We start from the raw sequence: 22344 nt of genomic DNA, 5'->3' as shown, positions 1-22344 counted from the left end.
AGGTGCACAGGCGTGAGTGGCAGCGGCCTGACTCGACGCAACCGGTGGGCAAGCTTCGTCCCCGCCGGTTACAGCGGATCGCTGGCGGTGGTGATCGCTGGGCCACTGTTGGGGCCGGGCTATCTGCTTTTGCGAGATGCGGTGAGCACACCCCGGTCGTATCTGACGGACTCTGCGCTCGGGCTCGGTGACGCCGCTCCGCGAGCGGTTCCCCAGGATGCGATGCTGGCCACGCTGTCGCCGATCGTCGACGGCGGGTTGATCGTCAAGACGATCCTGCTCGTGGCGCTGTGGGCGGCCGGGTATGGGGCGGCGGTGCTGGCCAGGGAACTGCTGCGGGTATCGATTGGGCCGCAATTGGTCGCCGTGACCGTCGCGCTCTGGAACCCCTACGTGGCCGAACGTGTGCTCCAAGGGCATTGGAGCCTGCTGACCGGATACGCGGCACTGCCCTGGACCGCACTGGCCGCCTATCGAATTCGCATCCGGGGGCGACGGGCGAGCGGCTCCGACGCGGGGGCACGCACGGGCGCGGTCGGTTCCTGGGGTGCCCTGGCCGGGTGTTTTGCGGCGGCGGGGCTGACGCCGACCGGCGCTCTACTGGCGGGCAGCATCGCGCTGGTGCTGGTCGGGCGTCGAAGTGTGCTCGGGGCGCTGGTTCTACTATCGGCGGCGTCCGCTCCCTGGTTGGCGGCGGCGGCTTTGTCGGGTGCCGGGACCGCGCCCTCGGACCCGGCCGGAATCGTCGCCTTCGCAGCCCGCGCCGAACCCGCCCTCGGCACACTCGGCTCCCTGGCCGGACTGGGCGGAATCTGGAACGCCGACTCGGTACCCGCCTCCCGCACCACCCCCCTCGCCCTGATCGCCACCGCCCTACTCCTGATCCTCGTAGCCATTGGTCTCCGCAGCACCGCCGGGATCAAGACGAGCACAAACGGCCATGCCGCTGCTCAGTCCACACCCCCGACCAGCACTGCACGTATCGATGAGTCCAACACCGGCACCGCGACAACCCCGTCGAAGCATCCCGAGGTCGGGCATACCACTCTCGCGACCAGCGGAGACAACGCTGCACCCGCTGGCGACTGCATCCATCGTGAGAGCTTGCGAGTTCGTCGCCGGCTGCTGGTACTGGCGGCTTTCGCCGTCGTGCTGCCTGCACTCGGGGCGACGTCGTGGGGTATGAGCGGTATGGAGTGGCTTGTTACTCATGTCCCGGGGGCGGGGTTATTGCGGGATACGCAGAAGTATGTGGCGCTTGCCATGCCCGCGTATGCGCTGTGCGCCGCCGCTGGGTGCCGAGCGGTCGCCGTGCGCTTCGCGGCGAAGCAGCCTGCCCGCTCGCCCGGAATGGCATCGACCGCAATGGTATTCATCGCACTGCTGGTGCTGCCGCTGTTCGATATGGCTTGGGGCGTCGGTGGGGCGCTGAAGCCGGTGCATTATCCGGTCGGCTGGCAGCGGGTTGCGGAGCGGATCGACGGGCCCGGGGATGTTGCGGTGTTGCCCGGCGGGATGTTTCGGAAGTTTCCGTACAGCGGCAAGGTGGCGGTTTTGGATCCGGCGCCGCGGATGCTGCCGCGCGATGTGCTGCAAACCGGTGAGCTACCGGTACACGGGCGCACCGTGGCCGGTGAGGGCGCCAGGGCGCGGGAGGTGGAAACCGCACTGCTGCACGGTGATTCGGCGCGGCGGTTGGCTGAGCTCGGGGTCGGCTGGGTCCTCGTCGAACGCACCACACCCGGACCGCTCGGCGAGTCGAAAACGACACTCGCCCAGCTGGAGTCGGTCTACGCCGACCCCCAACTGGCGCTGTACCGCGTCCCCGACACCCCCGACCATCACGCAGAATCACAGTCGGCACACCGTGTGATCACCTACGCCGCCCACCTCCTCTGGGCCGCCCTCCTGGTCGGGGGCCTGCTGCTGGCGGCCACCTTGCGCCCACGCCCCACCATGTGAAAACCGTTGACGGCGTTCACACCTGGGCCGCACCACGCACCGACTCCCCGATCGGATACACCGGCCACGACCTCCCAACGACGCACCGTCACCGACGAATTCGTCGCCCGACAGCAGGCGTGAGCGATCAGGGCCCAGGCGGGATGAGCCCCGAGGTGTGCTCCCCTCGAGCCGCAGCCGCGAGCACCTCGTACACGCCGTTCCCGGTTTGCTCCCAAGAGAACTCACGGGCACGGGCCCGGGCCTTCTCACCCATGACAGCGCACGCTTCGGTGTCACCGATGAGCTCACCGACGGACTCGCAGAGCTGGCTCACATCGTCGACGAGCATCCCGGTCACTCCGTCGACAATGGAATCGGTGAGGCCGCGCGAGCTGCGGTAACCGATCGTCGGTACGCCGTGTTGCGCCGCCTCGATGACCGCCAGGCCCCAGCCCTCCTTGCGCGACGGCAGCACATGTACCCAAGCGCGCGCTAGCAATTCGTGTTTGCGCCGCTCGTCGACGTGGCCGTGGAAGGTGACCGCATCGGCGATGCCGAGTTCGCGGGCATCGGCCTTCAGGTTGTCCGCCCACCAACCGTCACCGATCACATCGAGCCGCAGGCCGGGTATCCGACTCCGTAGCCGGGCGACAACCGCCAATGCGTCTTCGATCTGCTTGTGCGGCACCAGCCGCGAGAGCACAACGATGCGCGGTTCTTCGGCGCGTGTCTCGGTGCAGCCGGTGGGCGCATCCACAGGAACGGGTTCAGCGCCATTGCGGACCACCGCGATCCGGGAACCGTCCACTCCCAGCGTGGCCAGTTCCTCGGCCGAGGGCAACGAAACGGTCAGGTATTGGTTGTGCCGATGCACCCGGGGCGAGAGCCGCGATTCGATCCACCAGCCGATCCAGCCGACGAACCGTCCGGCGACCGGCCACTGCTCCCGATGCCCGTGATGCACCAGTACGACCGACGGCGCCTTGGTCGCCGCACCCGCGAAAAATGGGATCCCGTTTTGCGTATCGATCACCGCATCGGGCCGCAGGCCCCGCAGCGGACCGATGCCGAGCCGTCCGAGTGCGATCGCGGCCAGCGCCCGCGGGTAAACGGAGAAGCGCCCGCCCGCCCGGCTGATATCGATGCCGTCGATACGCTCCCGCTTCGCTGCGCCCGGATACCGCGCTGTGCGCAGGGTGACCTTGACCCCCCGCGCGGCGAGCTGCGCACCGACCTGTTCCAGGTACCGTTCGCTGCCGCCGCCCTGCGGGTGCCCGGTGTCTCGCCAGCACAGCAGGAGGACTTCGCGCACGGTGGAGCTTCTCTCGGTCAGCAGGGTCACGGATATCGCCGTACACCCTAACCCGCGCCACCAACCGGCCAGTCCGCACCGCGCGGGAATTCCCACCCCAGGCAGGCGGGACTGCGGTGCATCGCCCGCACTATGCGAGACTCTGCGCCGTGCCGACAGCTGAAACCGAGCCAGCCGAGGCCGTGGTGGCGCACGCCCCACGGAGCGGACGAGCCATGTCCCGGTTCGCGCGGCGGGCGACCCTGCGCCGGTCGTTGCGGCTGCTCGGCAGTTTCCGGTTCGAGCAGACCGATCCCGCACTGTTCTACGGCGGTCTGGCCGCCGACAGCGGGGCGATGATCGGCGATTTCTACAGAGACGTCAGCGGCCACGGCCTCGATGGCGCGACCATCCTGGATGTCGGCGGCGGCCCCGGCTACTTCGCGGACGAATTCGTGAAGACCGGTGCACGCTACATTCCCGTCGAGCCCGACCCATCGGAGATGCACGCCGCCGGACTTTCGGTGGCCGGCGCGGTGCGCGGGTCCGGTATGGCATTGCCGTTCCGCGACAACGCTGTCGACATCTGCTTCTCCTCGAACGTTGCCGAGCACGTGCCGCAGCCGTGGGTCATGGCCGACGAAATGGTCCGCGTGACCCGTCCTGGCGGTTTGATCGTGCTGTCGTACACGGTGTGGCACGGCCCGTTCGGCGGCCACGAAACGGGACCGTGGCACTACCTCGGTGGCGAGTTCGCAGCGCGCCGATACCGTCGCAAGACCGGCCGGGAACCGAAGAACCGCTTCGGCAAATCGCTGTTCGCGGTCCGTGCCGCCGACGGGTTGCGTTGGGCGGCAGGCACTTCCGCAGATGTGCGCATCGTTTTCCCCCGCTACCACCCACGCTGGGCCTGGTGGGTGGTTCGCGTACCCGTATTGCGAGAGTTATTGGTGAGCAATCTGGTGGTTGTGGCCACCAAGCCGTAGGGCTACTTCTCCAGCCAGCCCCGGCGCCAGTTCCTGCGCCCACATGCGTTGATCCTGGCCGCCCAGGGGGATTCCTGAATGGCCAGGCCAACCGTCTCGAGGGTGGTCAGGCCGACCTGATCAGCCAGCATTCCGACGACGGCGACCGCCTCGGCGGCCTGCATCGCGGCCGTAGCCTGCTCGATGGTCAGCGTCCGGCCCGGTAGGAAGGAAACTACCCACCCACCTGCGCCGACGCTTTTAGCTTGATGCTCGGTCTGGTCGCTGGTCATCAGCGACCGGCCGATCACTTGCACCGCCATGGCTCTGACTCCCCAATTGCGTAATCGGTTCATGAATCGAGCGAGCTGATCAGTAGCTACAGCATGACCGGTGCATTAACAGAACGCAATAGTGCGTTCTCTGAAAAGCGAACCGACAGGTTGGAATTCGCGCTGTTCAGAAGGTCGACCACACGGGAAACTGAAACACGTTACAGACAATCGGGCGACAAAACTGTAACGTGTTCTCATGCATTACGACAGCCTGTTCATCGGCGGCCGCTGGACCGCGCCCGCCGGCACCGAGCGCCTTCAGGTCATCTCGCCCGCGACGGTCGAGCCGGTGGGCAGCGTCCCGGTGGTTGGTCGCGCCGATGTCGACGCAGCCGTCGCCGCCGCCCGGCACGCCTTCGACAACGGTCCCTGGCCCTCCACACCGCCCGCGGAGCGCGCCCAGGTGTTGACACGCGCCGCCCGCCTGATCGAGGAGCGTTCGGCCGATCTGCTCGCCACGCTCACCGCGGAAATGGGCGCACCGCAGATGATCGCCATGACGCTCAACCAGATTCCGGCGGTGGCCGCGCTCGACGCGTACGCCGGACTGGCCGAATCCTTCCCCTGGAACGAAACCCGCACCGGCCTGTTCGGCACCGCGCGAGTCTCGCGGGAACCGCGCGGGGTGGTCGCGGCCGTCACGGCATGGAATGTCCCGCTGTTCCTCGCGGTCAATAAAATCGCGCCCGCATTGCTCGCCGGATGCACGATGGTGCTCAAGCCCGCGCCGCTGACTCCGTTGACCGCCAACAAGATCGGGGAAATCTTCACCGAGGCGGGCCTGCCCGAGGGCGTGCTGTCGATCCTGCCCGCCGAGGCGGATGCCGCGGAGTACCTGGTCTCGCATCCGGGTGTCGACAAGGTCACCTTCACCGGCAGCACCGCGGTCGGTCGCAAGATCGGCGCCATTGCGACCGGACAGCTCAAGAGCGTCTCGCTCGAGCTCGGCGGCAAATCGGCGGCAATCCTGTTGCCTGATATGGATATCGCCAATATTCCGGTGCTCGCGTTCTCCGGTCTGATGAACAGCGGCCAGGGTTGCGTCGCGCAGACCCGCATTCTCGCGCCACGCAGCCGCTACGACGAGATCCTGGACGCGCTGGTCGAGCACGTGCAGACGCTGAAGACCGGCGATCCCACCGATCCAGCGACGACCTTCGGCCCACTGATCTCCGAACGTCAGCGTGACCGTGTCGAGGGCTATATCGCCATGGGCAAGGAAGAGGGTGCGCGACTGGTACTCGGTGGCGGTCGCCCGGCGGATGTGGACCGCGGTTGGTTCGTCGAGCCGACCATCTTCGCCGATGTCGACAACAAGTCGACGATCGCGCAGGAGGAGATTTTCGGCCCGGTCCTGTCGGTCATCCCGTACGAGACCGAGGACGAAGCGGTGGCCATCGCGAACGATTCCGTATACGGCCTGGCCGGCTCGGTCTGGACCGCGGATATCGAGCACGGCGCGGAAATCGCGGCGCGGGTGCGCACCGGAACCTACGCGATCAATTGGTATGCGTTCGACCCGAGTTCGCCGTTCGGCGGATACAAGAACTCCGGCCTCGGCCGGGAGAACGGACCGGAGGGTCTGGACGCATTCTGCGAGCAGAAGTCCCTGCTCATGCCGATGGGGTGGACGGAGTAGTCAAGCCCCCGGCATAACCACCCGGACTACCGGCTGACGGCCCGGTGCGTCGACGATGCTCGGCGCACCGGCGTCGACGATTTCGACCTGCCAACCCGTTGGCAGCACCTCCTGCAAACGTCCGGCAGCGCGCCGTAGCGGGGTGCTCGCCGGCGCTGGCTCGATACCGGCGACCTGCGGCGCCAACCGGCCGATTTCGAGATCGGTCATGCTCCAACCACCTCTCATGCGTCGATCTCATCGCTGGCCGCTGGTAGGCGGATTCGCGAGTCGAAAGGGAAGTAGTTCAGTCGATATAGGTCATACAGTTAATAATTAGCAATCGAACTGTTCGGTCATGAGACGAAGAACACGCAAAGCATAAACCCCTGCCGGACCGGCCTTCTTTCAGTACGAAGCACGTCCGGGCAAATCAACGGTAGCGCACCTGCGGCCGCAGGTCCGACAATCCGAGAACATCGGCAGATCGATACCACGCGGCACGCGCATTCGCCGACAAGATCCGCTAGCGGCGCAGCGACCGGCGATAACCGGCGGGCGTCGTCCCGGTAGCGGCGCGCAAATGCACCCGCAGCGCGGTGACGCTGCCGAATCCGGACTGTGCCGCAACAACTTCGACGGGCAGTTCGGTGACCTCCAGCAATTCCCTGGCACGCGCCGTTCGCTGCCCGTCCAACCAGCGCCGCGGCGTGGTGCCCACCTCAGCTTTGAATCGACGGATAAACGTGCGCTCACTCATCAGCGCATGTCCAGCAAGCGCTGAAACATCCGGCGCCGCCGCCGGATTCGCCGCCGCCCAGGCCATGGTCGCGGCCAGGGCGCCGGGAAACTCATTGCCGCCCAAAGCATCCGGAATGTATTGCGCCTGACCACCCTCACGGTGCGGTGGTGTCACATTCCAGCGGGCCAGATCGGCCGCCACACCCGCGCCCAGTTCACGACGCACGATATGCAGGCATAGGTCCATTCCCGCGGACAATCCCGCCGAGGTGAGCACATCGCCGTCGTCCACATACAGTGCGGCGGGGTCGAGCTTGACCGCTGGGAACAACGCAGCGAACTCATCGCAATACGCCCAATGGGTGGTGGCAGGCCGTCCGTCGAGGACTCCGGCCCGCGCCAGGATGAATGCGCCGACGCAAATGCTCACCATGGTCGCGCCACGCGCCGATGCGGCCCGGAGTGCATCGAGCACCTCGTAGGCCGGTGGCAGCGTGGGCAATGCGATGCCCGGAACCACCACGATGTCGGCGCTCGCCAGCGCCTCTAGCCCTTCGTCGACCCGCAGTTCGAAACCATTCGGCGTCCACACCGGCCCCGGCCGCACGCCGCAGGTCCGCATCTCCAACCCCACCGGTTCCCCGGTCTTGCCCGGCCCGTGGCGAAATGCCTGCACCGCACATGCCAGGTCGTAGGTCATGACGCCATCCAGCGCCAGCGCGACTACCTGCTTCACACTCTCAGTCTGGCATGAATCCGAGTGTCAACGTAACTCCTGCCACCTGCTGTGCACCGCTGGCCCTCGTCTTCAGCACTGCGGCGGCCCCTCGCGGAGCGGCTCTATGTTGTGGGGCTGATCCGACGGTCGTGGCGGCTCTGGGCGGCCATCACCTCGACCGTGTGCTCACGGATCCAGCCGAGGAACTGATGCAGCGACTCGGTGAGTCCCTGGCCGAGTTCGGTGAGTTCGTAGCTGACCCGCGGTGGCGTGCTGGGCTCGACGGTGCGCGCGATCAGCCCGTCGCGCCCGAGCGTGCGCAACGTCTGCGACAGCATTTTCTCGCTGATGCCACCGATTTTGGTGTGCAGCTCCGAAAACCGGTGCGGGCCATCGGTCAACGCGGTCAGGATCAGCATGCCCCAGCGGCTCGTGATGTGGTCGAGCACCTCGCGCGCCGGACACTCGCTGTTGAATGCGTCACTCATGCCCTGCCAGGTAGTGGGCTGGACCTGCGGACGTACCGCCATCTCTGGAGCTTACCTGAAGGTATGTCCTTACCATAGGTAAGCCTGCCGGCCTACGCTGCCGCCATGGTCACAGTTGTTTTCGGAGCCAGAGGCAATGTCGGTCGCCACGTGGTGGCGGGCCTGATTTCGAGAGGGGAACAGGTCCGTTCGACGAGCAGGGAACCCTCCGTCGCGGGCTTCCCGCCGGGCGCGACGGTCGTCGCGGCCGATCTCGAGCAGCCCGAAACGCTGCCCGCCGCGCTCGAAGGCGCGCAGCGCGTATTCCTCTACGCCAAGCCCGAGGGGATCGACGGTTTCGTGGCAGCCGCCGAAGCCGCCGGGATCCAGCACGTGGTGTTCCTATCGTCGGGCGCCGTGCTGCAGAGCAATGCGTCGAGCAATCCAATTGCCTTGATGCACAGCGTTATCGAGTCCGCGATCGAGAAGTCCGGTCTGAATTGGACCTTCATCCGCCCCGGCATGTTCGCCACGAACGCGCTGTGGTGGTGGCAGCATTCCATCCGTGACGAGGGTGTCGTCCGGCTGCCGTATCCCGATGCCCGGACCGCACCTATCCACGAGAAAGATTTGGCGGAGCTCGCGGTCACCGCGCTGACCGAACCTGGTCATGAAGGCCAGGCCTACACCGTTTGGGGTCCCGAGTCACTGACGCTGCGCGAGCAAGTGCAGCAGATCGGCGCGGCCATCGATCGCGAAATCGCCTTCGAAGTCATCTCCGACGAGCAGGCCCGTGTGGAGATGCGCAAGACCATGCCGGAAATCGGCGTCGAGGCCGTCCTGGCCGGATGGAAGGCCGGAGTTACCGACCCGCCGCAGGTATCAACGATCGTCCAAGACCTCACCGGCCGCCCCGCCCACACCTTCGCCCAGTGGGCACAAGATCACGCTCTCGACTTCCGCTGACCGATCGAGATCAGGTGGAACTGGCTGAGGCTTCTCGCTTGGGCTCGAGGGGTGATTGCAACAGCACCGTCGGGTGATCGAAGGGGTTGTTGGATGTAGTCGTTGGGTCCGAGCCGGGTGGTGGTGCGCTGGTTCTGGGCGTTGGTTGGGGCCGTCGGCAGCCGGGGCGGCTGTCGGTATGTCGGAGACGACCGGGCTGCGGTGGTTCAGCGAATGTGGTGGGGCGCGCGATTGGCGGGAATCCGAGGGTTACTGGCATTTGCGCCACTCGTCGGTGTGGGACTGGGGGGCTTCACTGAGAGCGAGACGTGTTCGAGGAGAAGGAGATCGACGTGGGTGCGCCTGCGGGGATGGATTGGGAATGGGCGAGGCGTACCGGTGGGGCGCTTTCCAGTAGTCAGCGCAGGCAGCTGACCGCCAAGCTCGTTGCGGGCGTGCCCCGGCTCGTTGCCGGGCAGGCCGCCTTGGCACTCGGGAGAGGCGGCAGCGGGCGGGTGGATTTCGCGGAACTCCGACTGCCCGATTCGAAGCTGGCCAAGGCCGCCGAAGAGGAAGCGCGGGAATGCCTTTCGGTGCACGTATCGGAACACTCGTATCGGAGCTATTTCTTCGGGCGCGCGCTCGCTGAATTCGATGGCACGAAATACGACGACGAGCTGGCCTACGTCTCCTGCCTGCTGCACGATTTGCAGCTCGAACATCCAACGCCCGGAAGGTGTTTCGCGGTGACCGGGGCGGAGCGCGCCGTCGGATTCGTCCTCGGCGCAGGTGCCACACCGGAGCAGGCGGAGACGGTCGGTGCCGCGATCGCCGCGCATCTCACCATCGGGGTCGCCGATAAGGTCGACGATCTCGGCTTTGTTTCCGCCGGTGCTGCCGTGGACGTGTTCGGAGCTCGAATGTCCGATCTCGATCCGCGCTGGGTCGAGGAACTGCTGCGCCGTCATCCGCGACACGACTTCAAAAAGCACATGACGGAAGCGCTGACGAACGAGGCGTCCGCGGTGCCGGACGGACGCACTCGATGGCTCATGCGCACCGCGGGCTTCCGTCAACTGATCGGCCGCGCACCCTTCTCCGAATAGACCTCCACCACAAACGAAACCGCTCGCACCATCGTGAAAGATGGTGCGAGCGGTGCCACGAGTTTCACCACAACTCAGCCACACAGCAAGTCTCACGAGCGACCCGCTCGCAGCCGAGCGACCACAGCACACGCGACGAAGTCCGCGAGTTTCGCCACTACTCAGCCACCACGGAGCGAGTCTTACGAGCGACCGTTCGGGGCCCGTCTCGCGGCCGAAGCGCATGCGACGAAGTCGCCAGTCTCGGCCGCTCGGCCGCGAGACACTAGGGGGCCGCGAACACGCAGCGCCGCAGGCGCTGCAAATCAGGCAGAGCCCAGACGCTCCTTCAGCGCCTCGAACTCGTCGCGCACCCCGGAAGGCAGCTTGTCGCCGACGAATTCGAACCACTCCTCGATGAGCGGGATCTCCTTGCGCCATTCGTCTGCATCGACGGCGAGTGCCTCATCGACATCTACGGGGTCCACCTTCAGACCCTCGAGGTCCATCTGAGCGGCGGTGGGCACATTGCCGATCGCGGTCGGCTCGGCCTGCGCCGAACCCTCGATGCGGCCGACGATCCACTCCAGTACGCGGGAGTTCTCACCGAATCCGGGCCACAGGAACCGGCCGTCGCCGCCGCGACGGAACCAGTTGACGTAGAAGATCTTCGGCAGCTTGTTCGCATCCGCGTTCTTGCCGACATTGATCCAGTGGTTCAGGTAGTCACCGACGTGGTAGCCCATGAACGGCAGCATCGCCATCGGGTCGCGGCGCACGGTGCCGACCTTGCCTTCGGCGGCGGCGGTCTGCTCCGACGACAGGGTCGCGCCCATGAAGACGCCGTGCTGCCAGTCGAAGGATTCGGTCACCAACGGGACGGTGGTCTTGCGGCGGCCGCCGAACAGAATGGCCGAGATCGGCACACCCTGCGGGTCGTCCCATTCGGGAGCCAGGATCGGGCACTGTGACATCGGCGTGCAGTAGCGCGAGTTCGGGTGCGCGGCAAGGGTTTCGGTCTCCCGCAGGTACCAGTCGTTACCCTTCCAGTCGATCAGGTGATCGGGCTCGCCCTCCAGGCCCTCCCACCAGACGTCATTGTGGTCGGTCAGCGCGACGTTGGTGTAGACGGTGTTGCCCGCCTCCATTGTGGCCATGGCGTTCGGGTTGGAGCTGTAGTTCGTGCCCGGTGCGACACCGAAGAAGCCGTATTCGGGGTTAACCGCGTACAGGCGGCCGTCCTTGCCGAAACGCATCCAGGCGATGTCATCGCCGAGGGTCTCCGCGCGCCAGCCGGGAATCGTCGGCTGGATCATCGCGAGGTTGGTTTTACCGCAGGCGCTCGGGAAGGCCGCGGCGATGTAGTACGCCTTGTTCTCAGGGGAGATCAGCTTGAGGATCAGCATGTGCTCGGCCAGCCAGCCCTCGTCGTGGGCCATTGCCGAGGCGATGCGTAGGGAGTAGCACTTCTTGCCGAGCAGCGCGTTGCCGCCGTATCCGGAGCCGTAGCTCCAGATCTCGCGGTCCTCGGGGAAGTGGGTGATGTACTTGGTGTCGTTGCACGGCCACGGCACATCGGCCTCGCCCTCGGCCAGCGGAGCGCCGACGGAGTGCAATGCCTTCACGAACGGCTTGTCGGCGCCGAGCTTCTCCAGCGCGGCGGCGCCCATGCGGGTCATCACGCGCATCGAGACCACGACGTATTCGGAGTCGGTGATCTCCACGCCCAGCTTGGGGTCCTCGGCACCGAGCGGGCCCATGCAGAATGGCACCACGTACATGGTGCGGCCCTTCATCGAGCCGCGGTACAGCTCGGTCATGGTGGCGCGCATCTCGGTGGGGTCGACCCAGTTGTTGGTCGGGCCCGCGTCGGCCTCGGTCTTCGAACAGATGTAGGTGCGGGATTCGACACGCGCCACATCGGAGGGGTCGGAGAGGGCGAGGAAGGAGTTCGGCTTCTTGTCCTCGTTGAGTTTTTTGAAGGTGCCCGCCGCAACGAGTTGGGTGGTCAGCCGTTCCCACTCTTCGTCGGAACCGTCCGCCCAGACCACTCGCTCTGGTTGAGTGAGTTCTGCGACGTCCTGTACCCAGGCGAGTAGTTCGCTGTGCTCGGTCGGCTGCTTGCCGTCGGAATCGCGAAGACCAGGAATGGTCGCTGAGGTCATGAAAACTCTCCTGAGATGGGCGGTTCACGGTGTAGCCGCCTAGGCTGACCATTTCGAGCGACCTGCGAGCAGTCGCTGCGGTAATGCCCATGACCAGCGCGAATACACCGAGCGCCACCGTTGGCGGGAAGGCACCCGCTACGACCAGTCGAAAGCGCGTCATGGCTGGACCGCGTACAAGGACGAAGCGGACGCCCAGGTTCCTGCTTAAGAGGTTAACGCGATGTGACGACCAGTACGGAATCGGGTTCCTGCAGGAGTACCCACTAAGTTACCTAATCAAAAGAACTGCGATACCGATCGAGGATGGCGATATCGCGTTCGCAGGCGGCGAGCTGACCAGGTTGCTCGGCCGCTGCGCGGCGCAGTCTGGCCTCCAATTCGGCCACCTGACGGTCGATTTCGACGATTCGCTCGGTGCTCGCGCGGATGACGCGGTCCGATAGCGCGGTCTCCGATTCCACCAGTGCGGTGGCGACCCGCTGCTCCAACTGGGCCTTCACATTCACCAAAGCGTCCGCGACCCATTGACGGAGGTGCGCGCGGTCGGCGACCTGACCGCGGGCGCGCACCACCCAAGCCGCCGCACCGGCTCCGAGCAGCAGCGTCACCGGTACGGTCGCGAAATCAAGGGCCTGCACGACCGAGAACGGGGCGACCAGTAGACGGCCGATGCCGACCCCCGCGGAGGCGCCGAGCGCGATCATGAGGTGATCTTCGACACCTCGATGCCGCGGCTCCGGATCCGGGCCGACGCGCAGGGCCGGATCGCGCCATCGCGGTGGCGTGTCGCGGTCGTGTTCCGGTACTGCGCCGATGCGATCGGTGAGCTCGGACAGCCGCTGATCGATGGTCCCGTCCACGGCGTTGGTCAGTTCGTTGACCGCCTGCTGTAAGCGTTCGGGATAGCCGGCGGATTCGGCGCGACGCAAACGGTCGAGTTCGCCCCGGGCGGCGGCGTGCAGTGCGCGGACCCTGGCCCCGACATCGGTCATCAGATCGACCCTGGCCAGATGCAGTTGGCTGCGCAGGGTGGACATGGCGGTGGCGCGGCCGCCGTCACGTCCGGCGAGCAGCACGGCGCGTTCCTCGCGCCACTGGATCGGTTCCGCGCCGGAGCGCAGCACCGCGACCTGTTCGACGACCCGCCTGCGGGTATCGGTCAACACGCGCGTGGTGACCGTGGCGATCCGGTCGTCGGATTCGGCGCCGGCCGTCGCCGCCGCGAGTTCCGCGTGTAGCGCGCCGAGGCCGGAGCGATCGAGCAGGCCGGCATCGCCCGCCGCCCGGCCCGCCACCGCGAGCCGCGTCGATACCGGCACGATCGCCAGATCGTCGATGCCCTGGGCGGCGAGCAGTTCGAGGTTGTGCGCCTGCACCGCGCGCCAGTCCTGATAGGCGTGGATGCCGTTCATGGCGAGCAGGATCCTGGTGCCGTCGGCGCGCAGGCGCTGCACCACATGCAGGGTGTCCGCACCGAGGGCACTACCCGCGTCCAGCAGTATGAGCGCGACCGCTGACGGCGCATTACCCGACGGCGACGTGGTCTCCACGGCCGCGCTCGCATCGGGCGCCGGATCCGAGAGCGGGATCCGCGGCTCGAACCGAGCCAGCTCGGTGCGCAACAGGCTCGTATTTGCGTCATCGGGCCCGATCAACGACACCGCCGACGCCACCCCCGTCCCCCGTACCGCGCGCAACAGCGCCGTCCCCTGTGGATTCCACCGTGCGATGACCGCCTCGACCTCTGGCGCCAGCGAGCCCTTCTCGGGTTCGGGCGATCCATAAGGAGCCCCGCGTGACGCAACCGCTGACCGCCCCTGCGCGGCGGCCGGTCGCTCCGCTGGTCCAGCCGATTCATCCCCGCTGGTCGGCGATCCGCTGGGCGGCGATGCCTGTGCCGCCGAACCACTCGCGGATCGGCGTGGAGCAGTGGCGGATTCATCACGCTCGGGCGCAGTCGAGCCCGGCTCCGCGCGTGCGGAATCCGGTTGTTCAGAGGCCGGCACTGCTCATCCGTTCCCATAGCCGGATGTAGCCGTTGTGGACGCGGAGGGCGGCGCGGCGAGCGGCGGGGGACATATCGCTGGAGACCACGGCGCGCCAGCGGGCGGCCCGGGCCAGGGCGTCGTCGGCATCGGACGGTGCGGGTGCGCGATATCCGGCGGCCAGATGGGCGACCTCCGGGTAGGCGAGGCCCGCGCAGAGGCCGAGCCAGAGCGCGTCGTCGCCGAAGAGGTAGTCCTCCAAAACGTCCCGTGCGTTCGCGCCGTCGACGGGCACGGCGCGGGCGGCGAGGCGGATCAGTTCGTCGAGGAGTTCGCCGCCGCGCAGTGCGGATACCTGTTCGTAGCGGCGGTGCAGTAGGCGGTGCAGCGGATCGATACCGCTGGCCGCGTGCATGATCTGCAGCAGTGCGTGCGGACCGAGTTCCGGGTCCTGGCGCAGAGCGGACAGCGCGCAGGTCACGCCGTACAGATCCCAGCGCTGCAGCAGTTCTTCGCGCTCGGCGACATCGGGTCCTGCCGATGCCGCGACGAACAGGTCCGGCGAGAGCGTGAGCGCCGGATCTGCGGTTTCGGCGAGGCGGCGCAACGTGACCATATCGGCCTCGCTCACCGCACCGGCCCTGGTGCGCACGGCCAGCGAGGCGACCACGGGCAGTGTGATGGTGCCGAGGCCGCCGCTGCACTGCTCGGCGGCGGCGACCGCATCACCCCACCGCGACCCGATGGCATCGGCCTTGTTCAAGACCGCGACGGTGCGCTCCGGCGGCAATTCCGACAGAATCCGCCGGTCCGCGGGCTGTGGCGCACCGGCGAGCACGTAGACGATGACGTCGGCGTCGAGTTCAGGATCGGCCACGCCTGGTTCGTCGATCGGAGCCGTCTCCACCGCCGACATCAGCGCCAGCGCATGCAGCACCGTGGTCCGTCCGGTATGCGCCCGCCCGGTCACCTGAATGCGCGGCGGCCGACGCCACCGCGCGATGGCGGTCCCCACCTGGCCCACGATCCGCGGATCAGCACCCGAGCGCAGCACCGCGAGCAGGTGGTCGAGTTGGTCCAGTTCCCGTGCGGGCCCGCCCGGTCGGATCCGGGGCCCCTCGGATTCGGTGGTTGTCGGCAAAGCTGCACACCCCCTTTTCGGTGCGCCATTCTTGCAGACATACCGCGCGGACGGGCCGCTGGCGACTGCTTGTGGGTCGCTGGAAAGGATCAGCTGCCGCTGAAGTATTTGTTCGCGGTTCGCACGGCCCAGTTCGGCGCGTATTTCGCGGCGGCCGCCAGTACCTTTGCCTGCGCGCCGATTTCGTAGTGCACGCGCGGCAGCCGTCCGCGCTTGCGGGTCACGTCCCAGATCCCCTGCGCGACGTCCTCGGCGGTCAGACGCACGCCGAGCGACTTGGTCGTGCCGGTTTCCATCCCTTCCACCATGGCGGTGGATACGAACAGCGGCCACACCGCGATCACCCGGATATCGTGGCGCTCCCACTCGAGATCCAACGCCTCCGTGAGGCTTTTGACCGCGGACTTGGTCGCGCCGTAGCTGGCGAGTTCGGGCTGTCCGTAGATCGCCGATGCCGAGCACAGATTCACCACCTGAGCGCCGGGCGTATCGCGCAGATAGCTGAACGCGGCATGCGTACCCGCTATCACCCCGCCGAGATTGACATCGATGATCGTCTGGTGCGTGGCCAGCTCGATCGATTCGAACCGTCCAGCGCGCAGAACGCCAGCATTGTTGATGAGGATGTCGAGCCGATTCTCGTCACCGTTGAACTCGGCGAGACGCTCGGTCCAGTGAGTGTCGTTCGTCACATCCAGTACCCCGGTGCGCACACTGCCGTCGGTGGCGTGGATGTCGGACGCGAGCCTGGTCAGCCCCAACTCATCGATATCGTACGCACCGACGTGATACCCCTGTGCAGCGAAAAGTAGGGCCGTGGCCCGGCCGATACCCGCCGCCGCACCGGTGATGAACACAGTCGGTCTACTCATGCGCGCAGTCTAGTGCGGGAGCAAGCCCCCTACCTCGGGGTTCCCACAGATGCCGTGGTCACTTAATCTGGCGGGATGGTCGGCACCATAGACGGTGCGCAGCTTCGCTTTTCGAAGGCGGCAAGCCGACCAGGCGGAATCCGTTCCGCTGGTCTCGATGAGGAGGTTGCCGTGACCGTCGATGTCATCGGTGCTGAGCCGGACGCGTCCGGCGATAGGAAGCCACTGCTACCCAGTAGCGATCCCTTCCTCCGACCACCGAAAGGCTTCGCGGCTCGTCCGGCCGGGACCATCCTGCGCAGCCGTCGCGTCGAACTCGCACTGTTCGGACTTGTGCCGCAGCAGGCCTCGGCCTGGCAGCTGCTCTACCGCAGCTGTGATATGCACGGCACGCCGGAAGCGGCGGTCACCACGGTGCTGCTGCCGCTCGACGCCGACCCGAACGAGGACCGCCCGCTGCTGGCCTTCCAGACCGCGATGGACGCGGTCGCCGAGCGATGTTCCCCCTCTTACGCCCTGCGTCGCGGTTCGCACGCGCTCGGCTCGGTCACCCAACTCGAATGGATGCTCGTGGCCAACGCACTGCGCCGGGGTTGGGCAGTGAGCATCGCCGACCACGAGGGCCCGCACGGGAATTTCGGTGCGCCACGCGAGCCCGGCTACCGCGGACTCGACGGAATCCGCGCCGCGCTGCGCTTCGCACCGCTGGGTCTGCATCCCGATACCCAGATCGCGGTCTGGGGTTATTCCGGTGGTGGCATGGCCAGTTCGTGGCTGGTGGAGATGGCGCCGACCTACGCGCCGGAGCTCGATATCGTCGGCGCGGTGCTCGGTGCGCCGGTTGGTGATCCGGGCCAGGTCTTCACCCGGCTCAACGGCGGGCACTACGCCGGATTACCCGCGATTGTGGTGGCGGTGCTGCGCAGGCTCTACCCGGCGCTGGCCGCGGTCTTCGAGAGCGATTGCGATGCCGAGGGCCACCGGCTGATCGAGCACGCAGAACGGTCCACACCGATCGCGGCGGTTCTCGGGCTCATCAATAGAGATGTCGGCCACCATCTGAGCCGTCCGCTCGCCGAGGTGCTCGCCGCACCCGAGATGCAGGCCATGCTCGACGACTTGCGCCTCGGTCACTCCGCCCCGACCTGCCCACTGCTGGTGGTGCAGCCGGTGCACGACCAGATCATCCATATGGACGGCGTCGACGGCCAGGTCGAGCGCTATCGCCGGGGCGGCACGCAGGTCACCTACGTGCGCGACCGGCTCAGCGAGCATTTCTCGCTGCTTCCGCTGGCCACCCCGATCAGCCTGGACTGGCTCAGCGATCGGCTCGCCGGAAAACCGGTGCGCGATGTCGGCGACAGCACGGTGTGGTCGGTCGCCGCCTCGCCGACCGGCGTGCGCGGGCTATGGGAAATGCTCGGCACCGCGCTCAAGGTGGCGCTGGGCAAGCCGCTGCGTCAGGAGACCGAGCCAGCGACTCGAATCCCCCGCGTACGCGCCGCATAACTGTTCGTCTCGGGTGATCCGCAAGCGGTCCGCTACGACCGCTTGCTGCCCGCATCCTGCGATGCTGGACAATGGAGCGCGTGAACGACGCCGCGAACCATACTGCCGAGTCAGTTCCCGGACCGCCGTCCACAGCTTCGGCTCCGGCGGACAGTGGATCCCGAAAAGGCTCGGGCTCACGCCTGTACCCCCGAGTGACGAGCTTCCGCTCGCGTCGGGGCGCACTCACCGCGACCCAGCAGCAATCCTGGGATCGCACCTGGCCCAGGATCGGCCGCGATGTGGCCGACGAACCACTCGACGCCGCCGCCTGGTTCGGTCGCGACGCTCCGCTCGTCATCGAGATCGGTTGTGGGACAGGCACCGCCACCGCCGCGATGGCGCAGGCGGAACCGCATCTGAATCTCATCGGCATCGAGGTCTATCAGCCCGGTCTCGCGCAACTGGTGCAGCGCATCGAGCGCGAGCAGATCGACAACATTCGCCTGTTGCGCGGCGACGCCGTCGATGTGTTGGAGAACATGATTGCTGAGCAGTCGCTCACGGGCGTCCGAGTCTTCTTTCCCGACCCGTGGCCGAAGGCGCGACACCACAAGCGGCGGCTGCTGCAGCCCGCGACATTCGCATTGATCGCCAATCGCCTTCGGCCCGGCGGTGTGTTGCATGTCGCGACCGACCACGCCGACTACGCGGAGTTCATCGCGGCGGTCGGCGCGGCAGAACCACAGCTCATCGGCCTGAACGAGACCACGGGCGGGGTCAGTGCCGAGCATCGCGACAGCGCGCCGATCGGTTTCGAAAGGCCAGTCACCAAATTCGAAGGCAAGGCACATCGCGCCGGAAGCGCCATCAACGAGTTCATATGGGGGAAGATCGGATGATGAGTGTCGGTGAGATGGCCCGTGAGGTCGTGGATGTTGCCGGGGAGGTGCACGGGACCGGATCCGAGGTGATCGGCGCGGTTACGCCCGATGTGCGTCGGGTGCTATTGGTCTGGGACGCCCCGAATCTCGACATGGGCCTCGGCGCGATCCTCGGCGGCCGCCCGACCGCCGCCTATCGACCGCGCTTCGACGCACTCGGCCGCTGGCTGCTCGCGCGCACCGCCGAACTATCGGTGGGCAGCGCGACCCGGGTCGAACCGGAAGCGACCGTCTTCACCAATATCGCGCCCGGCACCGCCGATGTGGTGCGGCCGTGGGTGGAGGCGCTGCGCAATGTCGGCTACGCGGTCTTCGCCAAGCCCAAGATCGATGAGGACTCCGATGTCGACGCGGATATGCTCGCGCACATCGAGCTACGCAGTCGCGGCGCCGGGCTGGCGGGCATCATGGTCGCCTCCGCCGATGGCCAGGCATTCCGCGAACCGCTCGAACGATTGGCCGCCAACGGAATCCCCGCTCAGATACTCGGCTTCCGTGAGCATGCGAGTTGGGCCGTAACATCCGATACCCTCGAGTTCGTAGATCTCGAGGACATCCCGGGCGTGTTCCGTGAACCACTGCCCAGGGTCAGCCTCGACTCGCTGCCCGACGAGGGTGCTTGGCTGCAGCCGTTCCGGCCGCTGTCGGCGCTACTCACCTCTCGCCCTGCCCAAGGAGTCGCTTAGTGTTCACACGCTGGGGCGATCTGGTCTATCGGCTGCGCTTTGCTGTCATCGGCATGGTCGCGGCCGCACTCTTGGCACTCGGCGGTTACGGCCTAGGCCTGGAAGACCATCTCAGCTCCAGCGGGTGGGATGATCCCACGTCGCAATCGGCCACGGCGGCCAAGTTGTCCGACGAGGCGTTCGGACGTGATCACAACAGCGATGTGATCGTGCTCTACCCCGCACCGAACGGTACGACGATCGATGATCCCGAATTCCGGCAGAAGATCGTCGACAGCCTCAACAAGCTGCCGCGCGAACATCCGGATGAGATCGCCAAGATCAACGGCGCCTACTGGCAGACCGAAACCGGTCCGGCGTCACCGTTGACATTCGGTTCGAAGGATAAGAAGTACACCTTCGCCTCGATCGCCATCCAGGGCGATAACGACACCGATATGGTACGCAACTTCCGGAAAGTGAAGGATGTCTTCGCGATTCCGGGCATCGACGTGCAGGTCGCGGGTCTGCAGGCGGTGGCCGGCACGCTGAACGACACCATGGCCGCCGACCAGAAGCGGATGGAGATCCTGGCCATCCCCGCGGTCGCGGTGCTGCTGTTCTTCATCTTCGGTGGTGTGGTCGCGGCGGCGCTGCCGCTGATCGTCGGTGGTCTAACGGTGATCGGCGCCTGGGGCATCGTCCGGTTCGTCACCCAGTTCACCGAGGTCAACTCGTTTGTCTCGCCGGTCGTTTCGATGATCGGTCTCGGTCTGGCCATCGACTACGGCCTGTTCATCGTGAGTCGGTTCCGTGAGGAACTCGCCGAGGGCTACGACACGCGCGCGGCCGTCCGCCGCTCGGTGATGACCGCGGGTCGCACCGTGGTGTTCTCCGCGACCATGATCATCGCCAGCCTCGGCGGCATGCTGCTGTTCCCGCAGGGCTTCCTCAAGTCGATCGCGTACGGCTCCATCGCGACCGTCTCGCTGGCCGCGCTGACCGCCATCACCATCCTGCCCGCGATGCTGAGCATCCTCGGGTCGCGGGTGGATATGCTCGGGCTCAAGCGCTTCCGCAAGACCAAGACCGCCGAAGAAGTCGAGACCAGCCTATGGGGCACGACGACCCGCTGGGTGATGCAGCATCCGCTCAAGATCGCGATCCCGATCTGCATCCTGTTGCTGCTGCTGATCATTCCGGTCAAGAATCTGGCCTTCGGCGGTATCAACGAGCGGTATCTGCCGCCGGATAACGCGACCCGACTCGCACAGGCGAAGTTCGACTCGATCTTCCCGCTACGCAAGTCCGATCCGATTCAGCTGGTTTTCGTCTCCGGTAACAGCAATGACGTCGGCAAGTTGTGGACCGCGGCGAAGCAGGCGCCCGGCTTGAACGGCACCTTCGACGTGCCTGCTCAGTCCAACACGGACAAGGAAGTTTTCCGCACCAGCGCGACGCTCGCGGATTCGGAGAACGCGGATCCGACCATCGACTATCTGCGCTCCCTGGAAATTCCGGACGACGTGCAGATGTATGTCGGCGGCCAGCCCGCGATCCAGAAGGACAGCATCGACGCGCTGCTGCACCGGATGCCGTTGATGATCGCACTGGTGCTGTTCGTCACCACGCTGCTGATGTTCCTCACCTTCGGCTCACTGGTGCTGCCGATCAAGGCCGCGTTGATGAGCGCGCTCGGATTGGGTTCCACGCTCGGCATTTTGACGTGGATCTTCATCGATGGACACGGCGCGAGCCTGTTGAACTTCACGCCGCAGCCGATCATGTCGCCGGTGTTGGTGCTGATCATCGCGGTTATCTACGGTCTTTCGACCGACTACGAGGTATTCCTGTTGTCGCGCATGGTCGAAGCGCGCACGCAGGGGGCTTCGACGACCGAGGCGGTGCGCATCGGTACCGCGCAGACCGGGCGCATCATCACCGCCGCCGCGCTCATCCTGCTCGTGGTGACCGGCGCGTTCGCGTTCTCCGATCTGGTCATGATGCAGTATCTGGCCTACGGCATGATCGCGGCGCTGTTCATCGACGCGACGATTCTGCGCATGCTGCTCGTCCCGGCCACCATGAAGCTGCTCGGCGACGACTGCTGGTGGGCGCCGGCGTGGATGAAGAAGGTACAGCAGAAGGTCGGGCTCGGCGAGCCGATTCTGGACGACGAGCGTCCCGGCGGGGGCGAGGTCGTCGACCTGGTGAAGACCACGCCGATAACCGATCCGGTGACGATGCAGATGCCCGCGCTCACCGATAACGTCAGTACTCGGTCGCGGTCACCGCGGCGGCCGCGCACGGTCGAGGAGATCGAGGCGGAGGCGCCGACACAGCATTTCGCGAAAATTCCGGCAGACCCGCCGGTGCCACCGCGGCCGGTCACGCCGCATGATCCGACTCGGCCGCGCGCGAGTTCGCCGTTGCATACGCCACCGCCTGGACCGCCGGTGCCCCCATCCGGGCCGCCATCCGGACCTCCTGCATCGTCCGCGCCGGGATCGCCATCGGGGCAATCCGCACCAGCCGCGCCGCGGTTGCCGTCCGCGCATGCCGCATCGCTCGGCCAGTCGGCGCCTCCCACACCGCTCGGCCAGTCGGCGCCGCCCGAGCCCATTCGGCCGCGGCCGGTTCCGACGATTTCGGGGGCGTCCGAGCCGACTCGTCCGATTCCGCCTGCACCCACGCCCACGCCTCCCCCGCCGCCCGCTCAGCCGACGCCGATCCCGACCGCGGACCATCCGTCCCACCACGCGGCACCGCAGCTGCCCGGCACTTCGAATGACGATGCGCCTGAAGAGAACCGCAGCAGCATCGAAAACTGGATGGCCGAGCTGAGGTCCAACCGGCGCCGCATCGGCAAGCCCGACGAAGGTCGCCATCACAGCGCGGACGGGCGGACGGTCAGCGTGAACGAGTTGCTGCGGCGGCGGGATCGCGAGTAATACGTTGTACGGCTGTGGCTT

Annotated in this window: 18 protein-coding genes; 9 read left to right on the top strand and 9 right to left on the bottom strand. The window is 66.6% G+C overall.

Going from position 1 to position 22344, the window contains the following annotated elements; translation table 11 throughout:
• The first annotated feature begins 27 nt into the window (after nt 1–27).
• Nucleotides 28–1962 (top strand): hypothetical protein, encoded by a 1935-nt coding sequence (locus tag ACIBI6_RS36375; protein ID WP_396959564.1) that lies wholly within the window; start codon nt 28–30, stop codon nt 1960–1962.
• Between the two features lie 127 nt (nt 1963–2089).
• Here ACIBI6_RS36375 and ACIBI6_RS36370 read toward each other — a convergent pair whose 3' ends face one another.
• Nucleotides 2090–3256 carry a glycosyltransferase family 4 protein gene (locus ACIBI6_RS36370; protein WP_396959562.1) on the bottom strand — a complete coding sequence of 389 codons (1167 nt, stop codon included), beginning with the start codon at nt 3254–3256 and terminating at the stop codon, nt 2090–2092.
• A gap of 215 nt (nt 3257–3471) precedes the next feature.
• Here ACIBI6_RS36370 and ACIBI6_RS36365 point away from each other — a divergent pair, with 215 nt between their 5' ends.
• A complete protein-coding gene (locus ACIBI6_RS36365; protein WP_364356121.1) occupies nt 3472–4221 on the top strand; it encodes a class I SAM-dependent methyltransferase in 750 nt (249 codons plus the stop codon).
• Between the two features lie 2 nt (nt 4222–4223).
• On the opposite strand, the gene ACIBI6_RS36360 is transcribed toward ACIBI6_RS36365, so the two are convergent.
• On the bottom strand, nt 4224–4523 hold the full coding sequence (locus tag ACIBI6_RS36360; RefSeq protein WP_364356079.1) for a hypothetical protein: 300 nt from the start codon (nt 4521–4523) through the stop codon (nt 4224–4226).
• A gap of 208 nt (nt 4524–4731) precedes the next feature.
• Between ACIBI6_RS36360 and ACIBI6_RS36355 the strand changes: the two genes are divergently transcribed.
• Nucleotides 4732–6174 (top strand): aldehyde dehydrogenase, encoded by a 1443-nt coding sequence (locus ACIBI6_RS36355; protein WP_364356082.1) that lies wholly within the window; start codon nt 4732–4734, stop codon nt 6172–6174.
• Here the strand turns inward: ACIBI6_RS36355 and ACIBI6_RS36350 are convergent, their stop codons facing one another.
• The 3 genes from ACIBI6_RS36350 to ACIBI6_RS36340 form a co-directional block, all read right to left on the bottom strand.
• Nucleotides 6175–6384, bottom strand: coding sequence for a hypothetical protein (locus ACIBI6_RS36350; RefSeq protein WP_364356085.1), 210 nt, complete (start codon nt 6382–6384; stop codon nt 6175–6177).
• Nucleotides 6385–6679: 295 nt separating this feature from the next.
• The gene (locus ACIBI6_RS36345) at nt 6680–7630 is read right to left on the bottom strand and encodes a helix-turn-helix domain-containing protein (RefSeq protein WP_364356088.1); all 951 of its coding nucleotides are present in this window, start codon (nt 7628–7630) and stop codon (nt 6680–6682) included.
• 104 nt (nt 7631–7734) lie between these two features.
• Nucleotides 7735–8142 (bottom strand): winged helix-turn-helix transcriptional regulator, encoded by a 408-nt coding sequence (locus tag ACIBI6_RS36340; protein WP_396959479.1) that lies wholly within the window; start codon nt 8140–8142, stop codon nt 7735–7737.
• Between the two features lie 63 nt (nt 8143–8205).
• Here ACIBI6_RS36340 and ACIBI6_RS36335 point away from each other — a divergent pair, with 63 nt between their 5' ends.
• Both ACIBI6_RS36335 and ACIBI6_RS36330 read left to right on the top strand, forming a co-directional pair.
• A complete protein-coding gene (locus ACIBI6_RS36335; RefSeq protein WP_396959477.1) occupies nt 8206–9045 on the top strand; it encodes an NAD(P)H-binding protein in 840 nt (279 codons plus the stop codon).
• Between the two features lie 350 nt (nt 9046–9395).
• Complete coding sequence (locus ACIBI6_RS36330; RefSeq protein WP_396959560.1) at nt 9396–10130, top strand: phosphohydrolase; 735 nt, start codon at nt 9396–9398, stop codon at nt 10128–10130.
• 305 nt (nt 10131–10435) lie between these two features.
• Here the strand turns inward: ACIBI6_RS36330 and ACIBI6_RS36325 are convergent, their stop codons facing one another.
• The 4 genes from ACIBI6_RS36325 to ACIBI6_RS36310 all read right to left on the bottom strand — a co-directional run bounded on the left by ACIBI6_RS36325 (nt 10436) and on the right by ACIBI6_RS36310 (nt 16275).
• Complete coding sequence (locus ACIBI6_RS36325; protein WP_364359467.1) at nt 10436–12274, bottom strand: phosphoenolpyruvate carboxykinase (GTP); 1839 nt, start codon at nt 12272–12274, stop codon at nt 10436–10438.
• Nucleotides 12275–12549: 275 nt separating this feature from the next.
• Complete coding sequence (locus ACIBI6_RS36320; RefSeq protein WP_396959474.1) at nt 12550–13938, bottom strand: hypothetical protein; 1389 nt, start codon at nt 13936–13938, stop codon at nt 12550–12552.
• A gap of 331 nt (nt 13939–14269) precedes the next feature.
• Entirely contained in the window at nt 14270–15403 is a 1134-nt protein-coding gene (locus ACIBI6_RS36315; RefSeq protein WP_396959472.1) for a hypothetical protein, read from the bottom strand.
• 89 nt (nt 15404–15492) lie between these two features.
• Nucleotides 15493–16275 carry an SDR family oxidoreductase gene (locus ACIBI6_RS36310; RefSeq protein ID WP_364359458.1) on the bottom strand — a complete coding sequence of 261 codons (783 nt, stop codon included), beginning with the start codon at nt 16273–16275 and terminating at the stop codon, nt 15493–15495.
• Between the two features lie 171 nt (nt 16276–16446).
• Here ACIBI6_RS36310 and ACIBI6_RS36305 point away from each other — a divergent pair, with 171 nt between their 5' ends.
• From ACIBI6_RS36305 to ACIBI6_RS36290, 4 genes are all read left to right on the top strand, one after another.
• Nucleotides 16447–17784 carry a lipase family protein gene (locus ACIBI6_RS36305; RefSeq protein WP_396959470.1) on the top strand — a complete coding sequence of 446 codons (1338 nt, stop codon included), beginning with the start codon at nt 16447–16449 and terminating at the stop codon, nt 17782–17784.
• 71 nt (nt 17785–17855) lie between these two features.
• Entirely contained in the window at nt 17856–18665 is an 810-nt protein-coding gene (trmB, locus tag ACIBI6_RS36300; protein WP_396959468.1) for a tRNA (guanosine(46)-N7)-methyltransferase TrmB, read from the top strand.
• Entirely contained in the window at nt 18665–19393 is a 729-nt protein-coding gene (locus ACIBI6_RS36295) for an NYN domain-containing protein (RefSeq protein WP_364359449.1), read from the top strand. The genes trmB and ACIBI6_RS36295 overlap by 1 nt, the downstream gene beginning before the upstream one ends.
• Nucleotides 19393–22323, top strand: coding sequence for an MMPL family transporter (locus tag ACIBI6_RS36290; RefSeq protein WP_364359446.1), 2931 nt, complete (start codon nt 19393–19395; stop codon nt 22321–22323). Before ACIBI6_RS36295 ends, ACIBI6_RS36290 begins: the two co-directional genes overlap by 1 nt.
• Nucleotides 22324–22344 lie beyond the last annotated feature (21 nt).

This window comes from Nocardia sp. NPDC050412, from assembly GCF_044458825.1.
Lineage (GTDB): Bacteria > Actinomycetota > Actinomycetes > Mycobacteriales > Mycobacteriaceae > Nocardia.
The sequence above is the reverse complement of the archived record's forward strand: the minus strand, read 5'-3'. Positions and strand labels throughout refer to the sequence as shown.

Coding starts and splice junctions, on each gene's coding strand:
- ACIBI6_RS36365 (WP_364356121.1), top strand. CDS start 3,472: ATGTCCCGGTTCGCGCGGCGGGCGACCCTGCGCCGGTCGTTGCGGCTG.
- ACIBI6_RS36360 (WP_364356079.1), bottom strand. CDS start 4,523: ATGGCGGTGCAAGTGATCGGCCGGTCGCTGATGACCAGCGACCAGACC.
- ACIBI6_RS36355 (WP_364356082.1), top strand. CDS start 4,732: ATGCATTACGACAGCCTGTTCATCGGCGGCCGCTGGACCGCGCCCGCC.
- ACIBI6_RS36350 (WP_364356085.1), bottom strand. CDS start 6,384: ATGACCGATCTCGAAATCGGCCGGTTGGCGCCGCAGGTCGCCGGTATC.
- ACIBI6_RS36340 (WP_396959479.1), bottom strand. CDS start 8,142: ATGGCGGTACGTCCGCAGGTCCAGCCCACTACCTGGCAGGGCATGAGT.
- ACIBI6_RS36335 (WP_396959477.1), top strand. CDS start 8,206: ATGGTCACAGTTGTTTTCGGAGCCAGAGGCAATGTCGGTCGCCACGTG.
- ACIBI6_RS36330 (WP_396959560.1), top strand. CDS start 9,396: ATGGATTGGGAATGGGCGAGGCGTACCGGTGGGGCGCTTTCCAGTAGT.
- ACIBI6_RS36325 (WP_364359467.1), bottom strand. CDS start 12,274: ATGACCTCAGCGACCATTCCTGGTCTTCGCGATTCCGACGGCAAGCAG.
- ACIBI6_RS36310 (WP_364359458.1), bottom strand. CDS start 16,275: ATGAGTAGACCGACTGTGTTCATCACCGGTGCGGCGGCGGGTATCGGC.
- trmB (WP_396959468.1), top strand. CDS start 17,856: ATGGAGCGCGTGAACGACGCCGCGAACCATACTGCCGAGTCAGTTCCC.
- ACIBI6_RS36295 (WP_364359449.1), top strand. CDS start 18,665: ATGAGTGTCGGTGAGATGGCCCGTGAGGTCGTGGATGTTGCCGGGGAG.